Origin of the sequence: Mesorhizobium sp. M0018 (genome assembly GCF_040323955.1) — a bacterium.
GTDB lineage: Bacteria > Pseudomonadota > Alphaproteobacteria > Rhizobiales > Rhizobiaceae > Mesorhizobium.
The window spans coordinates 145,968-169,290 of record NZ_JAMYVL010000013.1 but is presented as its reverse complement, the minus strand read 5'-3'; the positions used below and the strand labels follow the sequence as shown (position 1 = coordinate 169,290).

General features: G+C 62.6%; 23 protein-coding genes. 16 read left to right on the top strand and 7 right to left on the bottom strand.

All coding sequences use genetic code 11. The annotated features are described in order from the left end of the window. Positions 1-399 precede the first annotated feature (399 nt). Positions 400-963, bottom strand: coding sequence for a TetR/AcrR family transcriptional regulator (locus NKJ81_RS19845; protein ID WP_352541455.1), 564 nt, complete (start codon positions 961-963; stop codon positions 400-402). Positions 964-1,073: 110 nt separating this feature from the next. On the opposite strand from NKJ81_RS19845, the gene NKJ81_RS19840 reads away from it, so the two are divergent. Together NKJ81_RS19840 and NKJ81_RS19835 are read left to right on the top strand one after the other, a co-directional pair. Beyond that, positions 1,074-1,862: an SDR family NAD(P)-dependent oxidoreductase gene (locus NKJ81_RS19840; RefSeq protein WP_352541454.1), complete on the top strand. Its 789-nt coding sequence runs from the start codon at positions 1,074-1,076 to the stop codon at positions 1,860-1,862. A 58-nt stretch (positions 1,863-1,920) separates the two neighbouring features. Further along, a complete protein-coding gene (locus NKJ81_RS19835; protein ID WP_352541453.1) occupies positions 1,921-3,015 on the top strand; it encodes an alkene reductase in 1,095 nt (364 codons plus the stop codon). 547 nt (positions 3,016-3,562) lie between these two features. On the opposite strand, the gene tyrS is transcribed toward NKJ81_RS19835, so the two are convergent. Next, complete coding sequence (tyrS, locus tag NKJ81_RS19830) at positions 3,563-4,816, bottom strand: tyrosine--tRNA ligase (protein ID WP_352541452.1); 1,254 nt, start codon at positions 4,814-4,816, stop codon at positions 3,563-3,565. Positions 4,817-5,203: 387 nt separating this feature from the next. Here tyrS and NKJ81_RS19825 point away from each other — a divergent pair, with 387 nt between their 5' ends. Then, positions 5,204-5,932, top strand: a complete 729-nt coding sequence (locus NKJ81_RS19825) for a glycosyltransferase family 2 protein (protein WP_352477338.1) — start codon at positions 5,204-5,206, stop codon at positions 5,930-5,932. Then, a complete protein-coding gene (locus NKJ81_RS19820) occupies positions 5,925-6,257 on the top strand; it encodes a lipid-A-disaccharide synthase N-terminal domain-containing protein (protein ID WP_023674681.1) in 333 nt (110 codons plus the stop codon). Before NKJ81_RS19825 ends, NKJ81_RS19820 begins: the two co-directional genes overlap by 8 nt. Before the next feature lie 40 nt (positions 6,258-6,297). On the opposite strand, the gene NKJ81_RS19815 is transcribed toward NKJ81_RS19820, so the two are convergent. Then, positions 6,298-6,948, bottom strand: coding sequence for an FMN-binding negative transcriptional regulator (locus NKJ81_RS19815; protein WP_352541451.1), 651 nt, complete (start codon positions 6,946-6,948; stop codon positions 6,298-6,300). Positions 6,949-6,954: 6 nt separating this feature from the next. Further along, positions 6,955-7,629, bottom strand: a complete 675-nt coding sequence (locus NKJ81_RS19810) for an alpha/beta hydrolase (RefSeq protein ID WP_023674683.1) — start codon at positions 7,627-7,629, stop codon at positions 6,955-6,957. Between the two features lie 255 nt (positions 7,630-7,884). On the opposite strand from NKJ81_RS19810, the gene NKJ81_RS19805 reads away from it, so the two are divergent. The 8 genes from NKJ81_RS19805 to sufA all read left to right on the top strand — a co-directional run bounded on the left by NKJ81_RS19805 (position 7,885) and on the right by sufA (position 15,433). Next, on the top strand, positions 7,885-9,063 hold the full coding sequence (locus tag NKJ81_RS19805) for a cysteine desulfurase family protein (RefSeq protein WP_352541450.1): 1,179 nt from the start codon (positions 7,885-7,887) through the stop codon (positions 9,061-9,063). Positions 9,064-9,251: 188 nt separating this feature from the next. Continuing rightward, positions 9,252-10,769 carry a Fe-S cluster assembly protein SufB gene (gene sufB, locus NKJ81_RS19800; RefSeq protein WP_352541449.1) on the top strand — a complete coding sequence of 506 codons (1,518 nt, stop codon included), beginning with the start codon at positions 9,252-9,254 and terminating at the stop codon, positions 10,767-10,769. Positions 10,770-10,788: 19 nt separating this feature from the next. Continuing rightward, a complete protein-coding gene (locus NKJ81_RS19795; RefSeq protein WP_352501568.1) occupies positions 10,789-11,055 on the top strand; it encodes a hypothetical protein in 267 nt (88 codons plus the stop codon). Next, positions 11,055-11,810, top strand: coding sequence for a Fe-S cluster assembly ATPase SufC (gene sufC, locus NKJ81_RS19790; protein ID WP_023674687.1), 756 nt, complete (start codon positions 11,055-11,057; stop codon positions 11,808-11,810). The genes NKJ81_RS19795 and sufC overlap by 1 nt, the downstream gene beginning before the upstream one ends. 43 nt (positions 11,811-11,853) lie before the next feature. Then, the gene (gene sufD, locus NKJ81_RS19785; RefSeq protein ID WP_352541448.1) at positions 11,854-13,122 is read left to right on the top strand and encodes a Fe-S cluster assembly protein SufD; all 1,269 of its coding nucleotides are present in this window, start codon (positions 11,854-11,856) and stop codon (positions 13,120-13,122) included. A 179-nt stretch (positions 13,123-13,301) separates the two neighbouring features. Next, complete coding sequence (locus tag NKJ81_RS19780) at positions 13,302-14,543, top strand: cysteine desulfurase (RefSeq protein WP_352541447.1); 1,242 nt, start codon at positions 13,302-13,304, stop codon at positions 14,541-14,543. Between the two features lie 5 nt (positions 14,544-14,548). Beyond that, on the top strand, positions 14,549-14,941 hold the full coding sequence (locus NKJ81_RS19775) for an SUF system Fe-S cluster assembly protein (protein ID WP_352474719.1): 393 nt from the start codon (positions 14,549-14,551) through the stop codon (positions 14,939-14,941). Positions 14,942-15,052: 111 nt separating this feature from the next. Beyond that, on the top strand, positions 15,053-15,433 hold the full coding sequence (sufA, locus tag NKJ81_RS19770) for a Fe-S cluster assembly scaffold SufA (protein ID WP_006206001.1): 381 nt from the start codon (positions 15,053-15,055) through the stop codon (positions 15,431-15,433). A 143-nt stretch (positions 15,434-15,576) separates the two neighbouring features. Here sufA and NKJ81_RS19765 read toward each other — a convergent pair whose 3' ends face one another. Then, positions 15,577-16,074, bottom strand: coding sequence for a GFA family protein (locus NKJ81_RS19765; RefSeq protein WP_352541446.1), 498 nt, complete (start codon positions 16,072-16,074; stop codon positions 15,577-15,579). A 90-nt stretch (positions 16,075-16,164) separates the two neighbouring features. On the opposite strand from NKJ81_RS19765, the gene NKJ81_RS19760 reads away from it, so the two are divergent. After that, positions 16,165-16,488 (top strand): TfoX/Sxy family protein, encoded by a 324-nt coding sequence (locus NKJ81_RS19760; RefSeq protein ID WP_352541445.1) that lies wholly within the window; start codon positions 16,165-16,167, stop codon positions 16,486-16,488. 34 nt (positions 16,489-16,522) lie between these two features. Here NKJ81_RS19760 and NKJ81_RS19755 read toward each other — a convergent pair whose 3' ends face one another. After that, complete coding sequence (locus tag NKJ81_RS19755) at positions 16,523-17,446, bottom strand: PfkB family carbohydrate kinase (RefSeq protein WP_352541444.1); 924 nt, start codon at positions 17,444-17,446, stop codon at positions 16,523-16,525. 277 nt (positions 17,447-17,723) lie between these two features. Here NKJ81_RS19755 and recA point away from each other — a divergent pair, with 277 nt between their 5' ends. The 3 genes from recA to NKJ81_RS19740 all read left to right on the top strand — a co-directional run bounded on the left by recA (position 17,724) and on the right by NKJ81_RS19740 (position 22,606). Then, entirely contained in the window at positions 17,724-18,821 is a 1,098-nt protein-coding gene (recA, locus tag NKJ81_RS19750; RefSeq protein ID WP_023674696.1) for a recombinase RecA, read from the top strand. 259 nt (positions 18,822-19,080) lie between these two features. Further along, positions 19,081-21,747, top strand: a complete 2,667-nt coding sequence (alaS, locus tag NKJ81_RS19745) for an alanine--tRNA ligase (protein ID WP_352541443.1) — start codon at positions 19,081-19,083, stop codon at positions 21,745-21,747. A gap of 64 nt (positions 21,748-21,811) precedes the next feature. Continuing rightward, entirely contained in the window at positions 21,812-22,606 is a 795-nt protein-coding gene (locus NKJ81_RS19740; RefSeq protein ID WP_352541442.1) for a PhzF family phenazine biosynthesis protein, read from the top strand. A 134-nt stretch (positions 22,607-22,740) separates the two neighbouring features. On the opposite strand, the gene NKJ81_RS19735 is transcribed toward NKJ81_RS19740, so the two are convergent. Beyond that, the gene (locus NKJ81_RS19735; protein WP_352501576.1) at positions 22,741-23,322 is read right to left on the bottom strand and encodes a demethoxyubiquinone hydroxylase family protein; all 582 of its coding nucleotides are present in this window, start codon (positions 23,320-23,322) and stop codon (positions 22,741-22,743) included. Between the last annotated feature and the right edge of the window lies 1 nt (position 23,323).

The window sequence follows — 23,323 nt, the reverse complement described above, 5'->3', positions numbered from 1 at the left end:
CACACCCCGAAACACAAATCCCCATAGCTCACCGCCTGCGGCCCGCGGGTTCCTGCATCAGAGACTTTCGTACGCCTGACGGCACCCGAAACCCTTCAGCAATGTCGGCCGTTAAAGTTAGTTGTGCCACCGCCTTACAGCGGACATCACCGGCGATCGCGCTTGAGGACGTAGTTGCGCCAGGAGCGGTCATTCGATGTTCTGCCGTTGAACGGCTTCATTCGCCAGTTTAGCGGAAATTGGGCGACAGCATGGTTGCCTCAACAGGGAAGTTCGAAACCCTCTTGGTCCGCGGATCCCGCTGATTGCACGCTGCCGTGCGATATTCTGCAAGATAGCCACCCAACCAACGCCGATAGCCGCATTGCTCTCGACAAGAGCACTCCTGCCGCAGACCACCTAGCTGGCAGACACTTGGCTGATCCCGGCATCGACCCAGGCGCGCGTCTGCTCAAGCACTTCATCCGACAGCGCGGGATCGTCGATCGCCCGGGCGAGGATTACTGCCCCCACCATCGCTGCCCAGCTTCCGATCGCCGTGCGGCGTCTGTCTGCCGGATCCAACTCCGGGAGCGCCTTGCCGATACGGTCGATCTGCGATCGTAGGCCTTCCGTCATGGCCGAGCGTGCAGCCGGGGTCTGATGGCGGATGGCTGCGGCAAGGCCCGCCGTCGGGCAACCGCCGGCGCAGTTGTCGCGATGCCGGGGCGAAAGATAGGAACCTACATAAGCGCGAAGATCGCCCCCTCCGCCTGAGTCCGCGGCGAGGACGTGGGCAAGGGTCTGCGCGATCAGGTCGTCCTTCGAACTGAAATGGCCATAGAAGCCGCCATGGGTGAGCCCGGCGGCCTTCATCACTTCCGCCACGCTGACCGCGTCGAACCCCTTCTCGCGAAACAGCCGGCTGGCCGCATCCAATATCCGGTGACGGTTCTCCGCCATCTGCTCTCGGCTGACCTTCATTTCAAAATTCTCCGTCGGCCCCGTTGACATTTACATGATGCCCATCATATTTAGCCGCAATCATGATGATCGTCATGAATATAGGTTCCATCAGAGAAAAGAGCAATGCCATGACCACCATTCCATCAGTCCTCATCACCGGCGCCTCCACGGGCATCGGAGCTTCCTATGCCGAACGGTTCGCCCGCCGCGGACACGACCTCGTGCTCGTTGCCCTTGACGTGGCACGAATGGAGGCACTGGGAGCCCGGCTCCGTCAGGAAACTGGCGTTGCGATCGACATCATCCAGGCTGATCTTACGCAGCCTGCCGAGCTTGCAACGGTAGAGACGAGGCTGCGCGATGACGTCCGCATCGGGATTCTCGTCAACAATGCCGGAACAGCCATCGGCGGAAGCTTCATCGAGCAGAGTACCAATGACGTCGCCCGGCTCGTTGCGCTCAACACGACCGCGCTTCTGCGACTTGCCAGCGCCATCGCCCCGCGTCTTGCGAAAGCTGGCGAAGGGTCGATCGTCAACATCGGCTCCGTGGTCGGCTTGGCGCCGGAGTTCGGCATGACGGTCTACGGCGCAACCAAAGCCTTCGTGCTGTTTCTGTCGCAGGGGCTCAGCCTCGAGCTCGCACCGAAGGGTGTCTACGTCCAGGCCGTGCTGCCCGCCACGACGCGTACGGAGATCTGGGACCACGTCGGCGCCGACATCAACACGCTCTCCAACGTGATGGAGGTGGACGATCTGGTTGATGCGGCGCTGGTCGGCTTCGACCGCCGCGAACCGGTGACCATCCCGCCGCTTCCCGATGCCGGGCAGTGGGATGCGCTTCAGGCCGCGCGCCAGGCCATGCTTCCGAATTATCGGAACGAACATCCCGCCGAGCGGTACCGCAAGGTCGCCTGAGCACCAACGAAACCATTTGATAACGACCTCGTCGCGGCGGGGACAAACAAGGTGACCTATGACCAACAAAGCACTTTTTGAGCCTTATTCTCTCGGCTCGCTGACGCTCTCCAATCGTATCGTCATGGCGCCCCTCACGCGCAATCGCGCTGGCCCGGGCTTCGTTCCGGGCGACCTTGCCGCCGAGTATTACGGCCAGCGGGCCTCCGCCGGCCTGCTGATCTCCGAGGCCACGCAGATCTCGCGGCAGGGACAAGGTTACCAGGACACGCCCGGCATCTATTCTCAGGCTCAGATCGACGGCTGGCGAAAGGTCACGACCGCGGTGCACGCCAAGGACGCGCGGATTTTCCTGCAGCTCTGGCACGTCGGCCGCGTCTCGCACGTCGATCTGCAGGAGAACGGCGCCGCGCCCGTCGCGCCCTCGGCAATCCGGGCCGCGACCAAGACGTTCGTGAACAACGGCTTTGTCGAGGTTTCGGAGCCCCGCGCGCTGGCGCTCGACGAGCTTGCGGGGATCGTCAACGATTTCCGGCAAGCAGCCGCGAACGCCATTGAGGCCGGCTTCGATGGCGTCGAGATTCATGGCGCCAACGGCTATCTGCTGGACCAGTTCGCCAAGGACGGTGCCAATGTCCGCACGGATGCTTATGGCGGATCGGTCGAGAACCGCGCCCGGCTGATGCTGGAGGTTGCGACTGCGGTGGTCGAGGAGATCGGCGCAGAGCGCACCGGCATCCGGATTTCGCCCGTCTCGCCCGCCAGCGGCGTCTCGAGCAGCGCCCCCCAGGCGCAGTTCGACTATATCGTCGATCAACTCGATGCTTTGGGCATCGTCTATATCCATGTCGTCGAGGGCGCCACGGGCGGATCGCGCGATGTCGCGCCGTTCGACTTCGGATCGCTCCGCCGCCGCTTCAACAATACCTATATCGCCAATAACGGCTATGACCTCAACCTCGCGGCGTCGCGGCTCGCCGAGGGCAAGGCGGACCTCTTCGCCTTCGGGCGCCCGTTCATCGCCAATCCCGACCTTGTGGAACGGCTGAAGACGCGCACGCCGCTGACGGAGTTCAACTCGGCGACGCTCTATGGCGGCGGCTCCGCTGGCTATACCGACTATCCCGCGATCGCCGCCTCAAGCCGCCCATGAGCTATCGGAGGGCGGCGCCTGCGAGGCAGCCATCCCACGTGACAGCAGCGCCTCAGGGCATCTCTCTGGCGTTCCGCTCGAACTGGTGTCCAAACCCAGGGATTCAGGAGGGCCATGGAGGGCTATAGCATAGACGTTAGCTCCTCTGGTCCGCCCAGGACCAGCCAGGCGAGATTCGTAGCACGTCGTACGTTCGCTTTACCGGCGCAAGCGGACCCGTTCACCGTGATTTCGACTGTCGTGAATGGGTCAGATCGCGTCGATGCATGGGGGCGCCTGAACGTCCGCTTCTCACATTCCAAGCCTCCAAGCCTCCAAGCCTCCAAGCCGCAAGTCCGCTTCCGTGCCCCGAACAAGACGTTCATCGAAGCGCCGCAGAACGTCCGCTATTTGCGCTACCTGCTCGATCCGATCGATGAGACGAATGGCACCTCGGCCATTCTCGGGAGCTAGCTGATTAGCCTCGGCGGTGATTCCGAACCGAAGGTAAGCGCCGCAAGATGAAACCGGTTTCGGAAAAGATCTAACAGGAAGTACCGGGCCCTGGTCAGACCGGCCGCACCAGAACGTGTTTCTTCTTGCCGAGCGACAGTTTCGCGACGTTTTCCGGGCCAAGGTCCTGCAGCGTCACCATCCTGCGATCGTCGGCCACGAGCTGGTCGTTGAGGCGCACGGCGCCGCCCTGGATATGCCGCCGTGCCTCGCCGTTGGACCCGGCCAGCCCGGCGGTGACGAACAGCGACAATATGCCGACGCCGGCTTCAAGATCGGTCCTGCCCACCTCGACGGTTGGCAGTGTTTCGGCGAGCGCCCCTTCTTCGAACGTCTTACGCGCCGTTTCGCTGGCCTCCTTCGCCGCCTCGCGGCCATGCAGCATGGCGGTGATTTCGGTGGCGAGGATCTTCTTGGCTTCGTTGATCTCCGAGCCGCCGAGCCGTTCGAGGCGTCCGACCTCGGCGAGTGGCAGGGTCGTGTAGAGCTTCAGGAAACGGCCGACATCGGCATCCTCGGTGTTGCGCCAGTATTGCCAGAACTCGTACGGGCTCAGCATCTCCGCATCGAGCCAGACCGCGCCCGAGGCCGACTTGCCCATCTTGGCGCCGGAGGAGGTGGTGAGCAGCGGCGTCGTCAGCGCATAAAGCTGCGCGCCTTCCATGCGATGGCCGAGATCGATGCCGTTGATAATGTTGCCCCACTGGTCGGAGCCGCCCATCTGCAACCGGCAGCCGAGGCGCTTGTAGAGCTCGACGAAGTCGTAGGCCTGCAGGATCATGTAGTTGAATTCGAGGAACGACAGCGACTGCTCGCGATCCAGCCGGAGCTTGACCGAATCGAAGGCCAGCATGCGGTTAACCGAAAAATGCCGGCCGACATCGCGCAGGAAATTGACGTAGTTGATGTCCATCAGCCAGTCGGCATTGTTGATCATGACGGCGTCGTTGGGGCCGCCGCCAAATTTGAGGTAGGGCGTGAAGTTGCGGCGGATGCCGGCGAGATTGTCCTCAATGTCCTGCGGCGTCAAAAGCTTGCGCGCCTCGTCCTTGAACGACGGATCGCCGATCATCGAGGTGCCGCCGCCCATCAGCGCGATCGGCCGGTGGCCGGTCTGCTGCAGCCAGTAAAGCATCATGATCTGGATCAGCGACCCGGCATGCAGGCTCCTGGCGGTAGCATCGAAGCCGATATAGGCGCTCACCGTTTCCATGGCGAAAAGCTGGTCGAGGCCGGCATCGTCCGAGGTCTGGTGGATGAAACCGCGCTCGCTCATCGTGCGCAGGAAATCGGATTTGAAGGCGGACATTTTCTTTCCCGAAAGGCTTCCGGCCGAACGCGGCCCGGCTATGCATGAAGGCGGGCGTTTAGCACTCAAGCGCGATCAGCAAAAGTGGAATCCGGTTTTGCGACACCCTCTTGCCTTCTCCCCTTGTGGGAGAAGGTGGATTGGCGCGCAGCGCCAAGACGGTTGAGGGGTGCTGGACGGAGTGCCGTCCTTGCCAAGCTGGAACACCCCTCATCCGACCGCGCTTCGCGCGGCCACCTTCTCCCACAAGGGGAGAAGGGAGAACCCCAAGCGTGCGGCCTGCTTGCGTCATTGTTTCGGCTGGCGTAATGAGGCGCCGCGCCAGGGGGGCTCTTCCACTGGACCGCGCGGCATCGATCGAATGCCATATCCTGTGACAGAGTCGAGATGCCGGAGATATCCATCGTCATTCCTTGCCGGAACGAGGCGGCGAACCTGCCGCTTCTGCTCGACGAGATCGGCACTGCCATGGCCGGGCGGGACTTCGAGGTCATCGTCGTCGACGATGGCTCGACAGACGATACGCCTTCGGTGCTTGCCGCAGAGGCAGCGCTTCGCCGATTTCCGCTGCGCCATCTCAGGCATGAAAAATCCGCCGGCCAGTCGCTCTCGGTGCGCTCAGGCGCCTGGGCGGCGCGCGGCGATATCGTCGCCACCATCGACGGCGACGGCCAGAACGACCCCGGCTACATCCCGGTGTTGATCGACGCGCTGCGGCAGGCTGGTCCCGAAGTCGGGGCCGCACAGGGACAGCGTCTGAAGCGCCGCGACAGCAAGATCAAGCAACTGGCGTCGCGTTTCGCCAACGGGCTGAGAAAAGCCATCCTGCACGACGAGACGCGGGATACCGGCTGCGGCCTCAAGGCGATCCACACCGACATTTTGCGGAAATTGCCGTTCTTCGACGGCACCCACCGCTTTGTTCCGGCGCTGGTCATCCAGGAGGGCTACCGCGTCGTCCATTGCGATGTCGTCGACCGCTCCCGCCGTCACGGCAAATCGAATTACGGCATCTTCGATCGCGGCCTGCAGGGCGTGCTCGATCTTGCCGGCGTCTGGTGGCTGCGCCGCAGGCGCCGCAGAATGCCCAAAGTAGAGGAAATCAGGCATGGGTAACGTGCTTCAGGAATTGGCGACCTGGCTTCACGATGTTTTCGTCAAGCAATTCGATGCTTGGGTTCTGCTCGGCTTCGTCGCCCAGTTCTTCTTCACCATGCGCTTTCTGGTGCAGTGGGTGGCGTCGGAAAAGGCCAAGCGCAGCGTCGTGCCGATCGCCTTCTGGTTCTTTTCGCTGTTCGGCGGCGGCCTGCTGCTGATCTACGCCATCCAGCGTCAGGATCCGGTGTTCATCGCCGGCCAGGCCATGGGCCTGTTGATCTACATCCGCAATCTCTGGCTGATCGCCAACGAGCGCAAGGCGGCGATGACCAAGGTCGATTGAGCCCGCCACCGGCCTGAACCGGTCGAGCAAGCAATCCAGATTACTTGCCGTCCAGCCCGCCGTAAGACCTTACCAGCCGGACCATGTCGGCCGAATCGGCAGTCTCGCTCTCGAGCCCCTCGGCGACACCGACGCGGTCGGCGGCCGGGCGGTTCTGGCTGACTTTCCATTTGCCGCTGATTTCGGTGATTTCGATCTCCAGGCCGACGATGCCCTTGATCTGTGACTGGATGAAGGGCGCCGGCGCGTCGGTCACCGCCCACGGCGCCGAGCGGCTGCCCTCCTGCGACATCGTCAGATCGGAAATCTGCTCGGCCAGCCAATCCTGGTCTTCGATCACCGTGACGCTGCCGCGCACCTGGACGATGGCGTAGTTCCAGGTCGGTACCACCTTGCCGGTTTCACGCTTGGTCTCGTACCAGGACGGCGTCACATAGGCATTGGCGCCCTGGAAGACGACCAGCACCGGCGCCGGGGGATTGTCGGCCAAAAGCCGCCATTGCGGATTGGCTTTGGCCAAATGGGCGCGCAGCCTGCCGTTCGGTGGCACATCCGCGTCTAGAAGAAAGGGAATCGCGTTGGCGACCGGCCCCTCGACGCCGTTCGACACCAGCAGGCCAAGCGGATGCGCCCGGATCAGCCCGTGCAGGACGTCCGGCCGTGTTTCCTGGAAGTGAGGCGGTTGGTACATCGCCGATTATCTCAGCCGCTTCGGCCGTGGGTCGGACAGTTCCCCGGCCAGCCGGCGATCGAGGTAGTCCGCGCATTCCTCGATCAGAAGCTCAGCATGGTTGGCAAAGAAATGGTTGGCGCCGGGCAGGGTCTTCTGGGTGATGGTAATGCCCTTTTGCGTGTGCAGCTTGTCGACCAGGCCCTGCACGTCCTTGGGCGGCGCGACCTTGTCGGCGTCGCCGTGGATGATCAGGCCTGACGACGGGCATGGCGCCAGGAACGAGAAATCATAGGTATTGGGCTGCGGCGCGACCGAGATGAAGCCCTCGATCTCCGGCCGGCGCATCAGAAGCTGCATGCCGATCCACGAGCCGAACGAATAGCCGGCAACCCAGCAGCTCTTGGAATCCGGATGCAGCGACTGCACCCAGTCGAGCGCCGCGGCGGCGTCGGACAATTCGCCGGTGCCGTGGTCGAACTCGCCCTGGCTGCGGCCGATGCCGCGGAAATTGAAGCGCAGCGTGGTGAAATTGCGCTTCTGGAACATGTAGAAGAGGTCGTAGACGATCTTGTTGTTCATCGTCCCGCCGAACTGGGGGTGCGGGTGCAGGACGATGGCAATCGGCGCGCTCTTTTCCTTCGAGGGCTGATAACGACCCTCCAGGCGGCCGGCCGGACCGGTGAAAATGACCTCAGGCATGAAATACTCCACTTGGCATAAATTGCGCGGCGCCCGGAACAACTCTTCCTCTGGCCCCAGTCTTCCCTAGGCCTTGACGCAGGGCGAGCGTCTTTCTAGAAGCTAGTTTAGAATTGTTCAAAACTGGGCGGCCAAAAATTGTGGCTCGGCCACCCGCGCCGCAAGCCGCGTAAATAGGACGTCTTGCCTTGCAATTTCAAGGAAATAACGCGCTATCTTCGCGGAACGGCTTTTGAAGGGACCAGTTGGACGGAAATGGCCGGAGCACGCGCCTATCTCGACTACAACGCCAGCGCGCCGCTGCTTGCCTCGGCGCGCGCGGCGGTGGTGGCTGCGCTCGACGTTGCCGCCAACCCGTCCTCGGTTCATGCCGAGGGCCGCGCTGCACGGCGGCTGATCGAGGACGCCAGGCGCGACGTGGCGCGACTGGTCAACGCCAAAGCCGAGCATGTCGTATTCACCTCCGGCGCGACGGAAGCGGCCTCGACGCTGCTGACGCCGGACTGGCAGATGGGGCGCGGCGCTGTCCGTATGAGCCGGCTCTATGTGTCCGAGGCCGATCATCCTTGCCTGCTGAACGGCGGGCGTTTCCCAGCGGCGCAGGTGACACGGATCGGCGTCGACACCGACGGCGTCGCCAGGCTCGACGTTTTGGCCGAGGCTCTCGCCCAGCATGACAAGGCCGAAGGCTTGCCGCTGGTGGCGATACACGCCGCCAACAACGAGACCGGCGTCATCCAGCCGGTTGGCCGCATTGCCGAAATCGTCAAGGCGGCGGGTGGCATCCTGGTTGTCGATGCCGTGCAGGCGGCGGGCCGCATTCCGCTCGATATGTCAGCGGGTTACGCAGACTATCTGATTCTCTCCTCGCACAAGATCGGCGGCTCAAAGGGCGTCGGCGCCATTGTCGCGGCGTCGGACCTGATGATGCCAAAGCCGCTGGTCAGCGGCGGTGGCCAGGAAAAAGGCCATCGCGGCGGCACCGAAAACCTGGCGGCGATTGCCGGGTTTGGCGCGGCGGCGCGAGAGGCGTCTGCCGGCTTGCAAACGATCGAAACGGTGCGGCAGCGTCGCGACGAAATCGAGGCGATCGTGAAAACGCTTGTTTCGGACGCCGAAATCTTCGGGACCGGCGCGCCAAGGCTTGCCAATACGACATTCTTCGCTATTGCCGGCATCAAGGCCGAGACGGCGCAGATTGCCTTCGACCTGGCCGGTGTGGCGCTGTCGGCCGGATCGGCCTGTTCGTCGGGCAAAGTCGGGCCGAGTCACGTGCTGAAAGCCATGGGTTACGGTGACGGCCTCGGCGCGTTGCGCGTGTCCATCGGCCACGCGACCAGCGCTGAAGACATTGAGCTGTTTCGTTCGGCGCTGGCGACGATCGTCGCGCGCCAAGCCGGTAAGGAAAAGGCAAGCAGGGAACGAGCCGCCTGAGCGCGGCAGACGAAATGTAGGGCTTGCGGCCTGGTAGAAGCCGTGCGTTCGAATTTGGCCGGGTGAATTTCCGGCATGAACGCACTATATGAAACGTACGCCGCCTCGGGTGCCTGATGGGTGCTTGTTTGCGGTGCCATAGTTTGAAAACTGCCGGGCCTTGACCCCGGCGTGGATGGAGAACGCTGATGCCTGCTGTGCAGGAGACGATCGATCGAGTTCGAAAGATCGATGTCGACCAGTATAAATACGGATTCCAGACCGACATCGCGATGGACAAGGCCCCCAAGGGCCTGAGCGAAGACATTATCCGCTTCATTTCGGCGAAGAAGGACGAGCCGTCCTGGATGCTGGAATGGCGCCTGGAAGCCTATCGCCGCTGGCTGACGCTGGACGAGCCGAAATGGGCGCGCGTCCACTATCCCAAAATCGATTTCCAGGATCTCCATTATTACGCGGCGCCCAAGAGCACGCCGGGTCCGACTTCGCTCAGCGAGGTCGACCCCGAATTGCTGAAGGTCTATGAGAAGCTCGGCATTCCGCTCAGGGAACAGGAAATCCTCGCCGGCGTGCAGAAGACCGATGCGTCGGAGCTCGAGGAAGCCAGCGACAACGTCTACAAGTCGGGCCGCGTCGCCGTCGATGCGGTGTTCGATTCCGTCTCCGTCGTCACCACTTTCAAGAAGGAGCTGGCGCAGGCCGGCGTCATCTTCTGCTCGATCTCGGAAGCCATCCGCGAGCATCCGGAGCTGGTGAAGAAGTATCTCGGCTCGGTCGTGCCGACCTCCGACAATTTCTACGCGACGCTGAATTCGGCCGTGTTCACCGACGGCTCCTTCGTCTTCGTGCCCAAGGGCGTGCGCTGCCCGATGGAACTGTCGACGTATTTCCGCATGAACGAGAAGAACACCGGCCAGTTCGAGCGCACGCTGATCATCGCCGAGGAGGGGGCTTACGTCTCCTATCTCGAAGGCTGCACGGCGCCGCAACGCGACGAGAATCAGCTTCATGCCGCGGTGGTCGAGCTGATCGCGCTCGATGATGCCGAGATCAAATATTCGACGGTGCAGAACTGGTATCCCGGCGACGCCGAAGGCAAGGGCGGCATCTACAATTTCGTCACCAAGCGCGGCGACTGCCGCGGCCATCGCTCGAAGATTTCGTGGACGCAGGTCGAGACCGGCTCGGCCATCACCTGGAAATATCCGAGCTGCATCCTGCGCGGCGACGATTCCAGCGGCGAGTTCTATTCGATCGCCGTCTCCAACGGCTATCAGCAGGTCGACAGCGGCACCAAGATGATCCATTTGGGCAAGAACACGTCGAGCCGCATCATCTCCAAGGGCATCGCCGCCGGCTTCTCGCAGAACACCTATCGCGGCCAGGTCTCGGCCCACCGCAAGGCGACCAACGCCCGCAACTTCACTAATTGCGACTCCCTGCTGATCGGCGACCAGTGCGGCGCGCATACCGTCCCCTACATGGAAGCCAAGAACTCGACGGCGCAGTTCGAGCATGAGGCGACAACCTCGAAAATTTCCGAGGACCAGAAGTTCTACGTCATGCAGCGCGGCATCCCGGAGGAAGAGGCGATTGCGCTGATCGTCAACGGCTTCGTCAAGGACGTCATCCAGCAACTGCCGATGGAATTCGCGGTCGAAGCGCAGAAGCTGATCGGGATTAGTCTTGAGGGGAGTGTTGGGTGAGTTAACTGGAACGGCGATCATGGATTTGTTCAAGCGGATAGAAGGCTTGATATTTGCCGTTCTGATGCTCTTGCTGACATTGGCTGTTGGTGGTGCTGTGATGGCGTTGATAGGCGCAGTGTTTGGCTTGAGTTCGACAAAAACTATTGGTGGTTCGATTGCAGGCTTAAGCGCGGCTGGGTTTTTTGGCTGGATGTTGGTCACCAGCAAGTTTGTACGCCCTTTTCGAGCTTTTAGAAAAGTTCCGTCGCAGGCCGGGCACCGCGAACAAGAAAGTGGAAAATAATGCTTGAAATCAGAAACCTCCATGCCCGTATCGTCGATGACGGCACCGAGATCATCCGCGGCCTGAACCTGACGGTCAGGGCTGGCGAGGTTGCCGCCATCATGGGGCCGAACGGCTCGGGAAAATCGACGCTGTCCTATATCCTCGCCGGGCGCGAGGATTATGAGGTCACCGAGGGCGATATCCTCTACAACGGCCAGTCGATCCTCGAAATGGATCCGGCCGAGCGCGCTACCGCCGGCATCTTTCTCGCCTTCCAGTATCCGATGGAGATACCGGGCGTGGCGACGATGGAATTTTTGAAGGTTGCGATGAACGAGCAGCGCAAGGCGCGTGGCCAGGAGCCGCTGAAAATCCCGGAATTCCTCAAGCGCGTGAAGGAAGCGGCCGCCTCGCTCAACATGGACATGGCGATGCTGAAGCGGCCGCTCAATGTCGGCTTCTCCGGCGGCGAGAAGAAGCGTGCCGAGATCCTGCAGATGAAGCTGCTCGAGCCGAAGCTGTGTGTCCTCGACGAGACCGATTCCGGACTCGATATCGATGCGCTGAAGATCGTCGCGGACGGCGTCAACACGCTGCGCTCGCCGGATAGGGCCATTGTCGTCATAACCCACTACCAGCGCCTGCTCCAATACATCGTCCCGGATACGGTGCACGTGCTCTACAGGGGCCAGGTGATCAAGTCGGGCGACAAGTCGCTGGCGCTCGACCTCGAGGCCAATGGCTATGCCGGCGTGATCGGGCAAGCCGCGTGAGATGCAAGCGGGCCCGGAAGGCAAGCCAAACAAGGCGATACTGATGAATATGCACACGACACCCCAGCGGACATTAGCCGAAACGGCGCTGATCGACGCCTTTGGCGAGCGGCTGTCGCTGCTGCCCGGCGACGGCGCGGTGATGCTAAAGCGCGACGACGCCATCGAGGCGATCAAGAGCGGCCTGCCGACGCGGCGCATCGAATCCTGGCACTATACGGACCTGCGCCGGCTGCTGACCTCGGTGCCGGACTTCGATCCGGCAGCGGTCGCGAAAGCCATTGCGCCGATCGTCGAAGGCTCCAGCGTTTTACCGGTGCTGAATGGCGTTTCGAGCGCGAAATGGGCTGTTGTCGAGGGCGTCACGGTGCAGCGCCTGTCGGAGAAGCTGACCGACGGCAGCATCGCTCCGGGGTTAGATTCCTATGGCGCCGACGATGCCATCGGCGCGCTCAACACTGCCTTTGTCGCCGACGGCTATTTCGTCGACATCGCCGACGGTGCCCAACTGGAAAAGCCGATCGAATTGCAGAATTTGCAGGCCGGTGGACAGACGCATGTACGCCTGGCCGTCCGTGTCGGCGCCGGCGCCAAGGCTGTCGTCGTCGAGCGCCAGGCAGGCGAGGGGGCGGCGCTGGTCAGTTCGGTCAGCCAGCTTGTGCTTGGCGAGGGCGCCGAAGTGACATGGCTCATCGTGCAGGAGCATCCGGATACGGCGACGCACCTTGCCCAGTTCAAGGCGCATCTCGGCAAGAATTCGAAACTGACGCTGTTCGTCATGAATGCCGGCGGCAAGCTGGTGCGCCAGGAGGTCGTTGTGAAGACGACCGGCGAGGGCGCCGAATTCACCTTGCGCGGCATCAATCTGCTCGCCGGCGATACCCATACCGATGTCACTATGGTGCTCGACCACGCCGTACCGCACACAGCCTCGACCGAAGTCATCCGCAATGTGGTGACCGGCAAGGCGCGCGGCGTCTTCCAGGGCCGCATCAACGTCCACCAATATGCGCAGAAGACCAACGCCAAGATGGCCTGCAACACGCTGCTTCTGTCGGACGACGGCGAGTTCTCGACCAAGCCGGAGCTCGAAATCTTCGCCGACGACGTCGTCTGCGGCCATGGCGCGACCGTCACCGAGATCGACCACAGCCATCTGTTCTACCTAATGGCGCGCGGCGTCGACGAGAAGACCGCGCGCGGCTTGCTGGTCAAGGCCTTCGTCGCCGAAGTGATCGAGGAACTGGACGACGAGGCCATCGTCGAGGCGCTGGAAGCACGGCTCGACGATTGGTTTTTGACGCACGGGTAGAGGTGACTGAGGGGTTGGTGCCAACACCCCTCATCCGTCGCCTTCGGCGCCACCTTCTCCCACAAGGGGAGAAGGAGAGGCGCTCTTCCTTCTCCCCTTGTGGGAGAAGGTGGCCGAGCGAAGCTCGGTCGGATGAGGGGTGCTGGACGGAATGAGGCGGTGCCTCGAGAGAGCTTGTAATGGACCAGAAAGTCGAAAACATCCCCTACGACGTCGAGGCGATCCGCCGCGACTTCCCGATCCTGTCGCGGCAAGTCTACGGCAAACCGCTGGTCTATCTCGACAATGGCGCCTCGGCGCAGAAGCCACAGGCGGTGCTCGACGCTATCCAGCACGCCTATTCCCAGGAATATGCCAACGTCCATCGTGGCCTGCATTTCCTGTCGAATGCCGCGACCGACGCCTATGAGAAGGCTCGCGAGACGGTGCGCCGTTTCCTCAATGCGCCGAGCACCGACAACATCGTCTTCACCTCGAATACCACGGCGGCGATCAACACGGTCGCCTATGGTTTCGGCATGCCGAATATCGGCGAAGGCGACGAGATCGTGCTGTCGATCATGGAGCACCATTCCAACATCGTGCCGTGGCATTTCATCCGCGAGCGGCAGGGCGCGAAGCTGGTCTGGGTACCGGTCGACGATCTCGGCGTCTTCCACATCGAGGAATTCGAAAAGCGGCTGACCGACCGGACAAAACTGGTCGCCATAACCCATATGTCGAACGCGCTGGGCACGGTGACGCCGATCAAGGAGATCGTGCGCATCGCGCACGCCCGCGGCATTCCGGTGCTGGTCGACGGCAGCCAGAGCGCCGTGCACATGCCGATCGACGTGCAGGACCTCGACTGCGATTTCTTCGTCTTCACCGGCCACAAGGTCTATGGCCCGTCGGGCATCGGCGTGCTCTATGGCAAGAAGGATATTCTGGAGCGCATGCGCCCGTTCATGGGCGGCGGCGAGATGATCGAGGAGGTGACGCAAGACATCGTCACCTACAACGATCCGCCGCACCGTTTCGAGGCCGGCACGCCGCCGATCGTGCAGGCAATCGGGCTTGGTGCCGCGCTCGAATACATGGAAAAGATCGGCCGCGAACGCATCGCCGCGCACGAGGCCGATTTGAAGGACTATGCGCATCAAAAACTGCGCGCCATCAACTCGCTGCGCATCTTCGGCGATGCGCCCGGCAAGGGCGCCATCATCTCGTTCGAGCTGCAGGGTATCCATGCCCATGACGTGTCGATGGTCATCGACCGGCAGGGAGTGGCGGTCCGCGCCGGCACGCATTGCGCGCAGCCGCTGTTGAAACGCTTCGGCGTAACATCCACATGCAGGGCGTCGTTCGGCATGTATAATACCAGGGCCGAAGTCGATGCTTTGGCCGATGCGCTGGAAAAAGCGCGAAAATTCTTCGGGTGACGATCATGGATGATGCCAGCCACACCGCCGAGACCAATTCGGAAGCGACGACCAATGCGGCGGTTTCCGGATCGACAATCCCCGCCGACGAATTGGCGCGGCTGACCGACGACATCGTCTCGGCGCTGAAGACGGTCTACGACCCGGAAATCCCGGCCGACATCTACGAGCTCGGCCTGGTCTACAAGATCGACATCGAGGACGACCGCTCGGTCAAGATCGACATGACGCTGACCGCGCCCGGCTGCCCGGTGGCCGGCGAAATGCCGGGTTGGGTCGAAAATGCCGTCGGCGCCGTCGAAGGCGTTTCCGGCGTCGAGGTCAACATGACCTTCGATCCCCCCTGGTCGCCCGACCGCATGTCGGAAGAGGCACAGGTGGCGGTGGGCTGGTATTAGCATCCGACCAGACAGAGGCTGGCGCACTTGCGCCGGGTACAAAACTTCACCATTTTAGGTGAGGAATCATTCGGCAGGCCTTGAACCTGCAAAGAATGGAGAAGGAAAGACATGGGACGCTTCGCCGTCATCACGATGACCGAAAAGGCTGCCGACCGGGTGCGCGAGATCGTCGCGACCCGTGAGAATGCGCATGGCATTCGCCTTGGCATCAAGAAGGGCGGCTGCGCCGGCATGGAATATACGGTCGATCTGGTGACCGAGCCGAACACCAAGGACGACCATATCGAGCGCGATGGCGCCCATGTCTATGTCGCGCCGGAGGCGGCACTTTTCCTGTTCGGCACCGAGATGGATTTCGAGCAGACGACACTGCGAACCGGCTTCACCTTCCGCAACCCGAACCAGAGCTCGGCCTGCGGCTGCGGCGAATCGGTCGAATTGAAGCCGGCTGATCTGAAGGCACTGGCCGAGGCGCGCGCTTCGGCCTGAGGTTTTCGTTCTCCCCGTCACTATACGGGGAGAAGGTGGCCCGAAGGGCCGGATGAGGGGCCGAGCCGGCGTTCGCAATGTTTGCGCCGCCCCACATCTGCCTGCCGGCATCTTCTCCCCATATAGCGACGGGGAGAAGAACGCTAATCCACCCACATCCCCGTTCGCTTGTGCCAGTCTGCGATCGACTCCTCCGGGTAGACATCGAAAACCTTGTCGCCCTTGCCGATATCCGGCTCGACCCAGTTCGCCTTGTATTTCAGCATCAGATGCACCTTCTCCGGCGGCTTTGGCAGGTCGGTGTCGATCGCCGAGGCAAACGGATGCACCAGCTCCGGCCAGGTCGGATCGTAGAGCCAGAGTGCCGTCCCGCATTTCGTGCAGAAGTTCCGCTCGCCGGTCGAGATCTCGCGTTGCGGGTGCTCGTCGTCCTCGATCTCGGCGCGGTAGACGCCGAGATGGCGCTTGCCCTGGATTTTCAGCGTCTGGTAATCGGCGCCGAGATTGATGGCAAAACCGCCGCCGCCCTGCTGCTTGCGGCAGATCGAGCAGTAGCACAGCATGAACGGCACCGGCGTGTGGCTTTCCACCTCGAAACGCACGGCATTGCACCGGCAGGACCCTTTGAGCAGAAGCGGCATGAGAAACTCCGACGAAAGTGATTTGCACTTTGTCAGGATGGCGCCGGTTGCGGCGATGACAAGGGGAAATCCGGGTGACATGATCGCCGCATGGACAACGAGCGCATAGAAGAGCTTTTCGAAGGCCTCGGCCCGGTCAGCATCCGCAAGCTGTTCGGCGGCAAGGGCATCTATTTCGACGGCGTCATCGTCGCCATCGTCATCGGTGGCGAATTGATGCTGAAGGCCGACGCCGAAAGCGCCCCGGATTTCGAAGCGGCCGGCTGCCGGCAATGGACCTATACCGGCTCGCGCCACGGCAAGCTCGTGTCGATGCCCTATTGGAGCGTTCCCGACAGCGCGTTCGACGATCCCGACGAGATGGCGATCTGGTCGCGCCGCGCCTACGAGGCAGCACGGCGCGCCGGCAAATAGGCTGCGTCATGCTTCGGCAATTCCGGGCCGCACTTCATGCCAGGTCCCGCGCCTCGGGCACGAGCGCCAGCGCCTCGGCAAAGCCAGCGCTGGTGAAGGCGGCGCGCTCGTCGGCGAGCATCGCTGCGGCAATGCCTTCGCGCAGTGCCGCGCGCAGCGTCAGGCCGCGCAGCAGGGCAGCGATCGTGGCGCCTGCCAATGCGTCGCCGGCGCCGGCAGCATCGGTCCGCTTTTGCAGCGGCGGTGGCGAGATCGAGAACGCGCTCAATTCGTCGAAACCGAGCACTGGTTCGTCGCCGGCGGTGATCACGCCGCTTTTCAGCCCGGCGCGTCTCAGGCCGTCGACGATGCCTTGATCGATTTGGACGCCGGCGAGCACGCCGGCCTCGCGCCGGTTCATGAAGGCCATCGCCAGACGGTCGAGCACCGGCGTCAGCCGCGCCGCTTTGTTGGGCGAGACCGCAAGCGCAAACACCGGCTTGCCGGCGGCGAGTGCCGCCAGCCGCTCCAGCGCGGTCGACGGCAGGTTGGCGTCGCACAGCACCGCGTCGGCCGAACCGATCGCTTCCCGCACCTTGGCACGGCGGATCTGCTTGGGAAGCGCCAGCTCGTAGAGCACCATGTCGGCAAGGCCGGCGATCAGCCCGCCGTCGCTGTCGATCAGCATCGTATGGCTTGGCGTTGCTCGGTCGAGGAACACCGCCGACAGGTCGGCAACGCCGGCCTCGGTGACGGCGCGTAAAACCGTGTCGCCAAGGGCATCGCCGCCGCGCACCGAAAGCAGCGAGGCCGAGACGCCGCGTCGCACCGCACAGCGCAAGGCGTTGAAGACGGCACCGCCGACATGCTCGCGCATCGTGCCGGGGTTGGAAGCGGCCGGCACGAAGGCGCCGGCAACCCGGCCGCGCCGCTCGATATAGGCGCCGCCCACGGCCAGGATCGTCGGGGATTTGATCATGCCGTCAAAATGCCCTTTAGCTGTTGCCCGGGGGAGACTAGGTCGCCGGGCGGAACCCTGCAATCGCGGGTCCGATTCGGTTGGTGACGGCAACGGCGCCGCATGCGAGGCGAGACACATCGGAAGCAATAATTGCGAAACAAAAATAGAACAAATATGGATATCCGTTGTTTTTCAAACCCTTGGTGCTCATTGACAAATGAGAACAAATGAGGTACATTCTTTTAAGGATTGCGGGATTGTCCGGCCTCCATTGACGACCACGGGGTGATGTATCATGGCTCAGAATTCTTTGCGGCTTGTAGAGGACAAAGCGGTGGATAAATCAAAGGCTCTGGATGCGGCGCTGTCGCAAATCGAGCGTGCCTTCGGCAAGGGCTCGATCATGCGGCTCGGCGCGAATGAGCAGGTCGTCGAGATCGAAACGGTGCCGACCGGCTCGCTTGGGCTGGACATCGCGCTTGGCGTCGGCGGCCTGCCGCGCGGCCGCATCGTCGAGATCTACGGGCCGGAAAGCTCGGGCAAGACGACGCTGGCGCTTCACACGGTGGCCGAAGCCCAGAAGAAGGGCGGCATCTGCGCCTTCGTCGATGCCGAGCACGCGCTCGACCCGGTCTATGCCCGCAAGCTCGGCGTCGATCTCGAAAACCTGCTGATCTCGCAGCCCGATACCGGCGAGCAGGCGCTGGAGATCTGCGACACGCTGGTGCGCTCCGGCGCCATCGACGTGCTGGTGGTCGATTCGGTGGCGGCGCTGACGCCGCGAGCGGAAATCGAAGGCGAGATGGGCGATTCGCTGCCCGGCCTGCAGGCCCGCCTGATGAGCCAGGCACTGCGCAAGCTCACCGCCTCGATCTCGCGCTCCAACACCATGGTCATCTTCATCAACCAGATCCGCATGAAGATCGGCGTCATGTTCGGTTCGCCCGAGACGACGACCGGCGGCAATGCGTTGAAATTCTATGCCTCGGTCCGCCTCGACATCCGCCGCATCGGCTCGGTCAAGGATCGCGACGAGGTCGTCGGCAACCAGACCCGCGTCAAGGTCGTCAAGAACAAGCTGGCGCCGCCCTTCAAGGTGGTCGAGTTCGACATCATGTATGGCGAGGGCGTCTCCAAGACCGGCGAGCTGGTCGATCTCGGCGTCAAGGCGGGCGTGGTCGAAAAGTCGGGCGCCTGGTTCTCCTACAATTCGCAGCGTCTTGGCCAGGGCCGCGAAAACGCAAAACTGTTCCTGCGCGACAATCCCGACACGGCGCGCGAGATCGAGCTGGCGCTACGGCAGAATGCCGGGCTGATCGCTGAGAAATTCCTTGAGAACGGCGGCTCCGAAAGCAGCGACGACGGTTTCGAGGACGACGCTGGGGTGATGTAGGGCAAGCGACGCCTCGCTGAGCCTCAGCCAGGTTTCGATTTGATGTTTTGATTGTGAGTTTGCGTAATCGATGCGTTTCGAACCGCCGGCCCAGGGCCGGCGGTTCGCGTTTGACGGCGAGGCAGACGCATTTCAAGGCGCTGGTGAACGCCGGGATTTGTGCCCATTTGGTGTTTCTGGACAGGCTGCGGTGCGACCGCTAAAAGGCCATGTCTATCTTCCGCCGGCAGCCGGCGGTTCTCTCGAAAAGGCAGTATTCATGAGTGGCGTCAACGAGATCCGGTCGGCATTTCTCGACTATTTTCGCAAGGAAGGTCACGAGGTCGTCGCGTCAAGCCCGCTGGTGCCGCGCAACGACCCGACGCTGATGTTCACCAATGCCGGCATGGTGCAGTTCAAGAACGTTTTCACCGGTCTGGAGAAGCGGCCCTATTCGCGCGCCACGACTGCCCAGAAGAGTGTTCGCGCCGGCGGCAAGCACAACGACCTCGACAATGTCGGCTACACCGCGCGCCACCTGACCTTCTTCGAGATGCTCGGCAATTTCTCCTTCGGCGACTATTTCAAGGAGCGGGCCATAGAGCTTGCCTGGAACCTGATCACCAGGGAGTTCGGGCTGAAGAAGGACAAGCTGCTGGTCACCGTCTACCACACCGACGACGAGGCGGCCTCGTACTGGAAGAAGATCGCCGGCCTTTCGGACGATCGCATCATCCGCATCGCGACTTCGGACAATTTCTGGGCAATGGGCGACACTGGACCTTGCGGGCCGTGTTCGGAGATATTCATCGACCGCGGCGAGCACATCTGGGGCGGCCCTCCCGGCAGCCCCGAGGAGGATGGCGACCGTTTCCTCGAATTCTGGAACCTGGTGTTCATGCAGTACGAACAGGTGACGAAGGACGAGCGCGTCGACCTGCCGCGTCCGTCGATCGACACAGGCATGGGCCTCGAGCGCATGGCATCCATCCTGCAAGGCGTTGAAAGCGTCTTCGAAACCGACCTGTTCCGCCACCTGATCGACGCTGCGTCGTCGGCGCTTGGCAAAGGTCCGGATGCGGGCACCGTCGCATCGTTCCGCGTCATCGCCGACCATTTGCGTTCGTCCTGCTTCCTGGTCGCCGACGGCGTGCTGCCGTCCAACGAAGGCCGCGGCTACGTGCTTCGTCGCATCATGCGCCGCGCCATGCGCCACGCGCAGTTGCTCGGCGCCCGCGATCCGCTGATGTGGCGCCTGGTGCCGGCGCTGGTCCGCGAGATGGGCCAAGCCTACCCGGAACTGGTGCGCGGCGAACAGATGATCACCGAAACGCTGAAGCTTGAGGAAACTCGTTTCCGCAAGACGCTGGTGCGCGGCTTGGGCTTGCTTTCCGAGGCGACGGAAAAGCTGGCCTCCGGCGACATGCTGGATGGCGAGACAGCGTTCAAGCTCTACGACACCTATGGCTTTCCGCTCGATCTGACGCAGGATGCGCTGCGCCAGCGCAACATCTCGGTCAACCTTGCCGGCTTCACCGAGGCGATGGAGCGGCAGAAGGCGGAGGCGCGCAAAAGCTGGGCTGGTTCCGGTGAGGCCGCAACCGAGACGATATGGTTCGCGGTGCGTGAGGAGACCGGCGCCACCGAATTCCTGGGTTATGAGACCGAGCAGGCCGAAGGCCTCATCCAGGCGCTGATCAAGGACGGCAAAACCGTCGACAGCGCCGGCAAGGGTGACGCCGTTGCCGTGGTTGTCAACCAGACGCCGTTCTATGGCGAGTCCGGTGGCCAGATGGGCGATACCGGCGTCATTTCGGGCGACGGGTTCTCGATCGAGATATCCGATACCCAGAAGAAGGCCGATGGGCTTTTCGTCCATCTCGGCAAGGTGGCTAACGGCACGGTCAAGACAGGCGCGACCGTCGAGCTGAAGGTGGACCACGCGCGTCGCACCAGGCTGCGCGCGAACCATTCCGCCACGCATCTGATCCATGAGGCGCTGCGCGAGGTGCTGGGTACCCATGTGGCGCAGAAGGGCTCGCTGGTTGCGCCCGAGCGTCTGCGCTTCGACATCTCCCACAACAAGCCGATCTCGCCTGACGAGCTCGAAGAGGTAGAGCGCATGGCAAACGAGATCGTCGTTCAGAACGGCCCTGTAACCACGCGGCTGATGTCTGTCGACGACGCCATTGCCGAAGGCGCCATGGCGCTGTTTGGCGAGAAATATGGCGATGAAGTGCGCGTCGTTTCGATGGGCACGGGCTTGCATGGCGCCAAGGCCAACCGGCCTTATTCGGTCGAGCTATGCGGCGGCACGCATGTCAGGGCGACCGGCGATATCGGCCTGGTGCGCATCCTGTCCGACAGCGCGGTCGCTGCCGGCGTGCGCCGCATCGAGGCGTTGACCGGCGAGGCGGCCAGAAAGCATCTCGACGAACAGGACAAGCGGCTTAAGGCGGCCGCCGCAGCGCTGAGGATTTCGGCGGCCGATGTGCCGGCCCGCGTCGAGGCGCTGCTCGACGAGCGCAAGAAGCTCGAAAAGGAGCTGACCGAGGCGCGCAAGAAGCTGGCGCTGGGCGATCGCTCGCCAGCCGGTGTGCCTGCGGAAAACGAAACCATTGCCGGTGTCGGTTTTCTCGGCAAGGCGGTATCGGGCGTCTCGCCAAAGGATCTTAAGCCGTTGGCCGATGCCGGCAAGAAGTCGCTCGGCTCCGGCATCGTCGTCTTTGTCGGCGCCGGCGAGGACAACAAGGCGAGCGTCGTCGTCGCCGTCACCGATGATCTGACCGGCCGCTTCAACGCCATCGATCTGGTGCGCGTCGCGTCCGCGGCATTGGGCGGGCAAGGCGGCGGCGGGCGACCCGATATGGCCCAGGCCGGCGGCCCGGACGGCTCGAAGGCCGAAGACGCGATCGCTGCGGTGAAAGCGGCTCTCGAAGCGGCGTGAACCTGCCCCGGGGGCGGCACGGCCGAAATGGCGCGCCGCCCAGCGGATATCTTTGAGGGCCGATATGCCGACGCTGACGATGTATCAGGTCGATGCCTTTGCCGAACGGGCCTTCCAGGGTAACCCTGCCGCCGTTCTCCTTTTAGAGGAATGGCTGTCGGAGCAGGTAATGCAGGCCATCGCCAACGAAAACAATCTTGCTGAAACCGCGTTTGTGCGGGCGAATGGCAAAGGTTGGGATTTGCGCTGGTTCACGCCGGTCCACGAAGTCGACTTCTGCGGCCACGCCACTCTTGCGGCCGCCCATGTGCTGGCTACGGAATACAATGGTCAGGGCGAAATGGCCTTCGCCACCCGGGTCGGCGAGCTGCGGGTTTCCCGGTGGGAAGGGGGCTATCAGCTCGATCTGCCTTGTTTTCCGCCGCAGCCCGTCGAGGAAGAGCTGAACTCGGCGCTGCAAGCGATATTGCCTCAGCGGCCGGTTGCGAGCTTCCGCAATTTCGAGAACCTGTTTGTCGAGCTTGCCGACGAGACAACCGTGCGATCTTTCGTTCCCGATCTGCTCAGGATCGGACGTTTTCATCCTCTCGGCCTGGTTATTACCGCGCCTGGGCGAGCCCACGATTTCGTCTCCCGTTACTTCGTGCCTGGGGCGGGCATTCCCGAGGATCCGGTAACCGGCTCCATTCATGCGACGCTGGTGCCTTACTGGTCTGAAAAACTCGGCAAGACGCATCTGTCGGCATTCCAATGCTCGCAGCGCGGCGGGCATTTGCTATGCGAACTGGCCGGAGATCGCGTGCTGATCACAGGCCGTGCGAAGACCTTCATGAAGGCGGAGATCTACCTTCCCGATTGAGCGGCTTGCCAATTCGGTGGCTGCTTCGCCTGAGCCAGGTGTTCAGATCACGGTATGGCGTTAGGGCCAGGCGGCGGCCCGATGGCGCAGGGCAGTGGCCCCAAAGAGGCGGCGCTAGAACGGCATAGCGCTCATCAGAGATGCCTTGATGCCTTCAGGGCACGCGTCATTCGCGTCGAGTCCCCCCAGGTCGACAGCCAAATCAGGCAGTCGGTGGTAACGGAGATCGCTGCGCGCAGGCGGTTCAGCAACGGTCCAGGCGAGGTCAGCTGCTCTTCGGCGTGACGGAGATGTGCAAGCTCTTCTGCGCGGATGGACAGGATGATGCCGTGCAACTCGTGATCGCGTCCGGTGAGAAAGAACAGCTGATCATCGAGATGGCGGTGCACCGCCGCTTCGACAGCTGCGGTGCAGGCCCAGACGCCTTGCGGGCCGAGCAGGGCAGTGAGGAAACCCAGCAGCCAGCCGCCCCAGCTCCAGAATTGCATCACGCGACACGGTCGGGAATTTCGCAGTGGCATGGCTGCATGGAAAGACGCGCAATGGGTGCGCTCGTGCCCAAGCATCTCCGACAAAGACGGCACGCAGTCCGGCCAGAAACGCTTCGCGACAAGAATCTGTGCCGAATAGATTCTGATCGCGCCGTACTCGCCGGCGTGGTTGACTCTGACTATTCTGGCCACCGTCAGTGCGTCCTGGTGAGAGAGCTTGGCCATG

Excerpts from the sequence above, each read along its gene's own strand:
- NKJ81_RS19845 (WP_352541455.1), bottom strand. The coding sequence starts at position 963 with ATGAAGGTCAGCCGAGAGCAGATGGCGGAGAACCGTCACCGGATATTG.
- NKJ81_RS19840 (WP_352541454.1), top strand. The coding sequence starts at position 1,074 with ATGACCACCATTCCATCAGTCCTCATCACCGGCGCCTCCACGGGCATC.
- NKJ81_RS19835 (WP_352541453.1), top strand. The coding sequence starts at position 1,921 with ATGACCAACAAAGCACTTTTTGAGCCTTATTCTCTCGGCTCGCTGACG.
- tyrS (WP_352541452.1), bottom strand. The coding sequence starts at position 4,816 with ATGTCCGCCTTCAAATCCGATTTCCTGCGCACGATGAGCGAGCGCGGT.
- NKJ81_RS19825 (WP_352477338.1), top strand. The coding sequence starts at position 5,204 with ATGCCGGAGATATCCATCGTCATTCCTTGCCGGAACGAGGCGGCGAAC.
- NKJ81_RS19820 (WP_023674681.1), top strand. The coding sequence starts at position 5,925 with ATGGGTAACGTGCTTCAGGAATTGGCGACCTGGCTTCACGATGTTTTC.
- NKJ81_RS19815 (WP_352541451.1), bottom strand. The coding sequence starts at position 6,948 with ATGTACCAACCGCCTCACTTCCAGGAAACACGGCCGGACGTCCTGCAC.
- NKJ81_RS19810 (WP_023674683.1), bottom strand. The coding sequence starts at position 7,629 with ATGCCTGAGGTCATTTTCACCGGTCCGGCCGGCCGCCTGGAGGGTCGT.
- NKJ81_RS19805 (WP_352541450.1), top strand. The coding sequence starts at position 7,885 with ATGGCCGGAGCACGCGCCTATCTCGACTACAACGCCAGCGCGCCGCTG.
- sufB (WP_352541449.1), top strand. The coding sequence starts at position 9,252 with ATGCCTGCTGTGCAGGAGACGATCGATCGAGTTCGAAAGATCGATGTC.
- NKJ81_RS19795 (WP_352501568.1), top strand. The coding sequence starts at position 10,789 with ATGGATTTGTTCAAGCGGATAGAAGGCTTGATATTTGCCGTTCTGATG.
- sufC (WP_023674687.1), top strand. The coding sequence starts at position 11,055 with ATGCTTGAAATCAGAAACCTCCATGCCCGTATCGTCGATGACGGCACC.
- sufD (WP_352541448.1), top strand. The coding sequence starts at position 11,854 with ATGAATATGCACACGACACCCCAGCGGACATTAGCCGAAACGGCGCTG.
- NKJ81_RS19780 (WP_352541447.1), top strand. The coding sequence starts at position 13,302 with ATGGACCAGAAAGTCGAAAACATCCCCTACGACGTCGAGGCGATCCGC.
- NKJ81_RS19775 (WP_352474719.1), top strand. The coding sequence starts at position 14,549 with ATGGATGATGCCAGCCACACCGCCGAGACCAATTCGGAAGCGACGACC.
- sufA (WP_006206001.1), top strand. The coding sequence starts at position 15,053 with ATGGGACGCTTCGCCGTCATCACGATGACCGAAAAGGCTGCCGACCGG.
- NKJ81_RS19765 (WP_352541446.1), bottom strand. The coding sequence starts at position 16,074 with ATGCCGCTTCTGCTCAAAGGGTCCTGCCGGTGCAATGCCGTGCGTTTC.
- NKJ81_RS19760 (WP_352541445.1), top strand. The coding sequence starts at position 16,165 with ATGGACAACGAGCGCATAGAAGAGCTTTTCGAAGGCCTCGGCCCGGTC.
- NKJ81_RS19755 (WP_352541444.1), bottom strand. The coding sequence starts at position 17,446 with ATGATCAAATCCCCGACGATCCTGGCCGTGGGCGGCGCCTATATCGAG.
- recA (WP_023674696.1), top strand. The coding sequence starts at position 17,724 with ATGGCTCAGAATTCTTTGCGGCTTGTAGAGGACAAAGCGGTGGATAAA.
- alaS (WP_352541443.1), top strand. The coding sequence starts at position 19,081 with ATGAGTGGCGTCAACGAGATCCGGTCGGCATTTCTCGACTATTTTCGC.
- NKJ81_RS19740 (WP_352541442.1), top strand. The coding sequence starts at position 21,812 with ATGCCGACGCTGACGATGTATCAGGTCGATGCCTTTGCCGAACGGGCC.
- NKJ81_RS19735 (WP_352501576.1), bottom strand. The coding sequence starts at position 23,322 with ATGGCCAAGCTCTCTCACCAGGACGCACTGACGGTGGCCAGAATAGTC.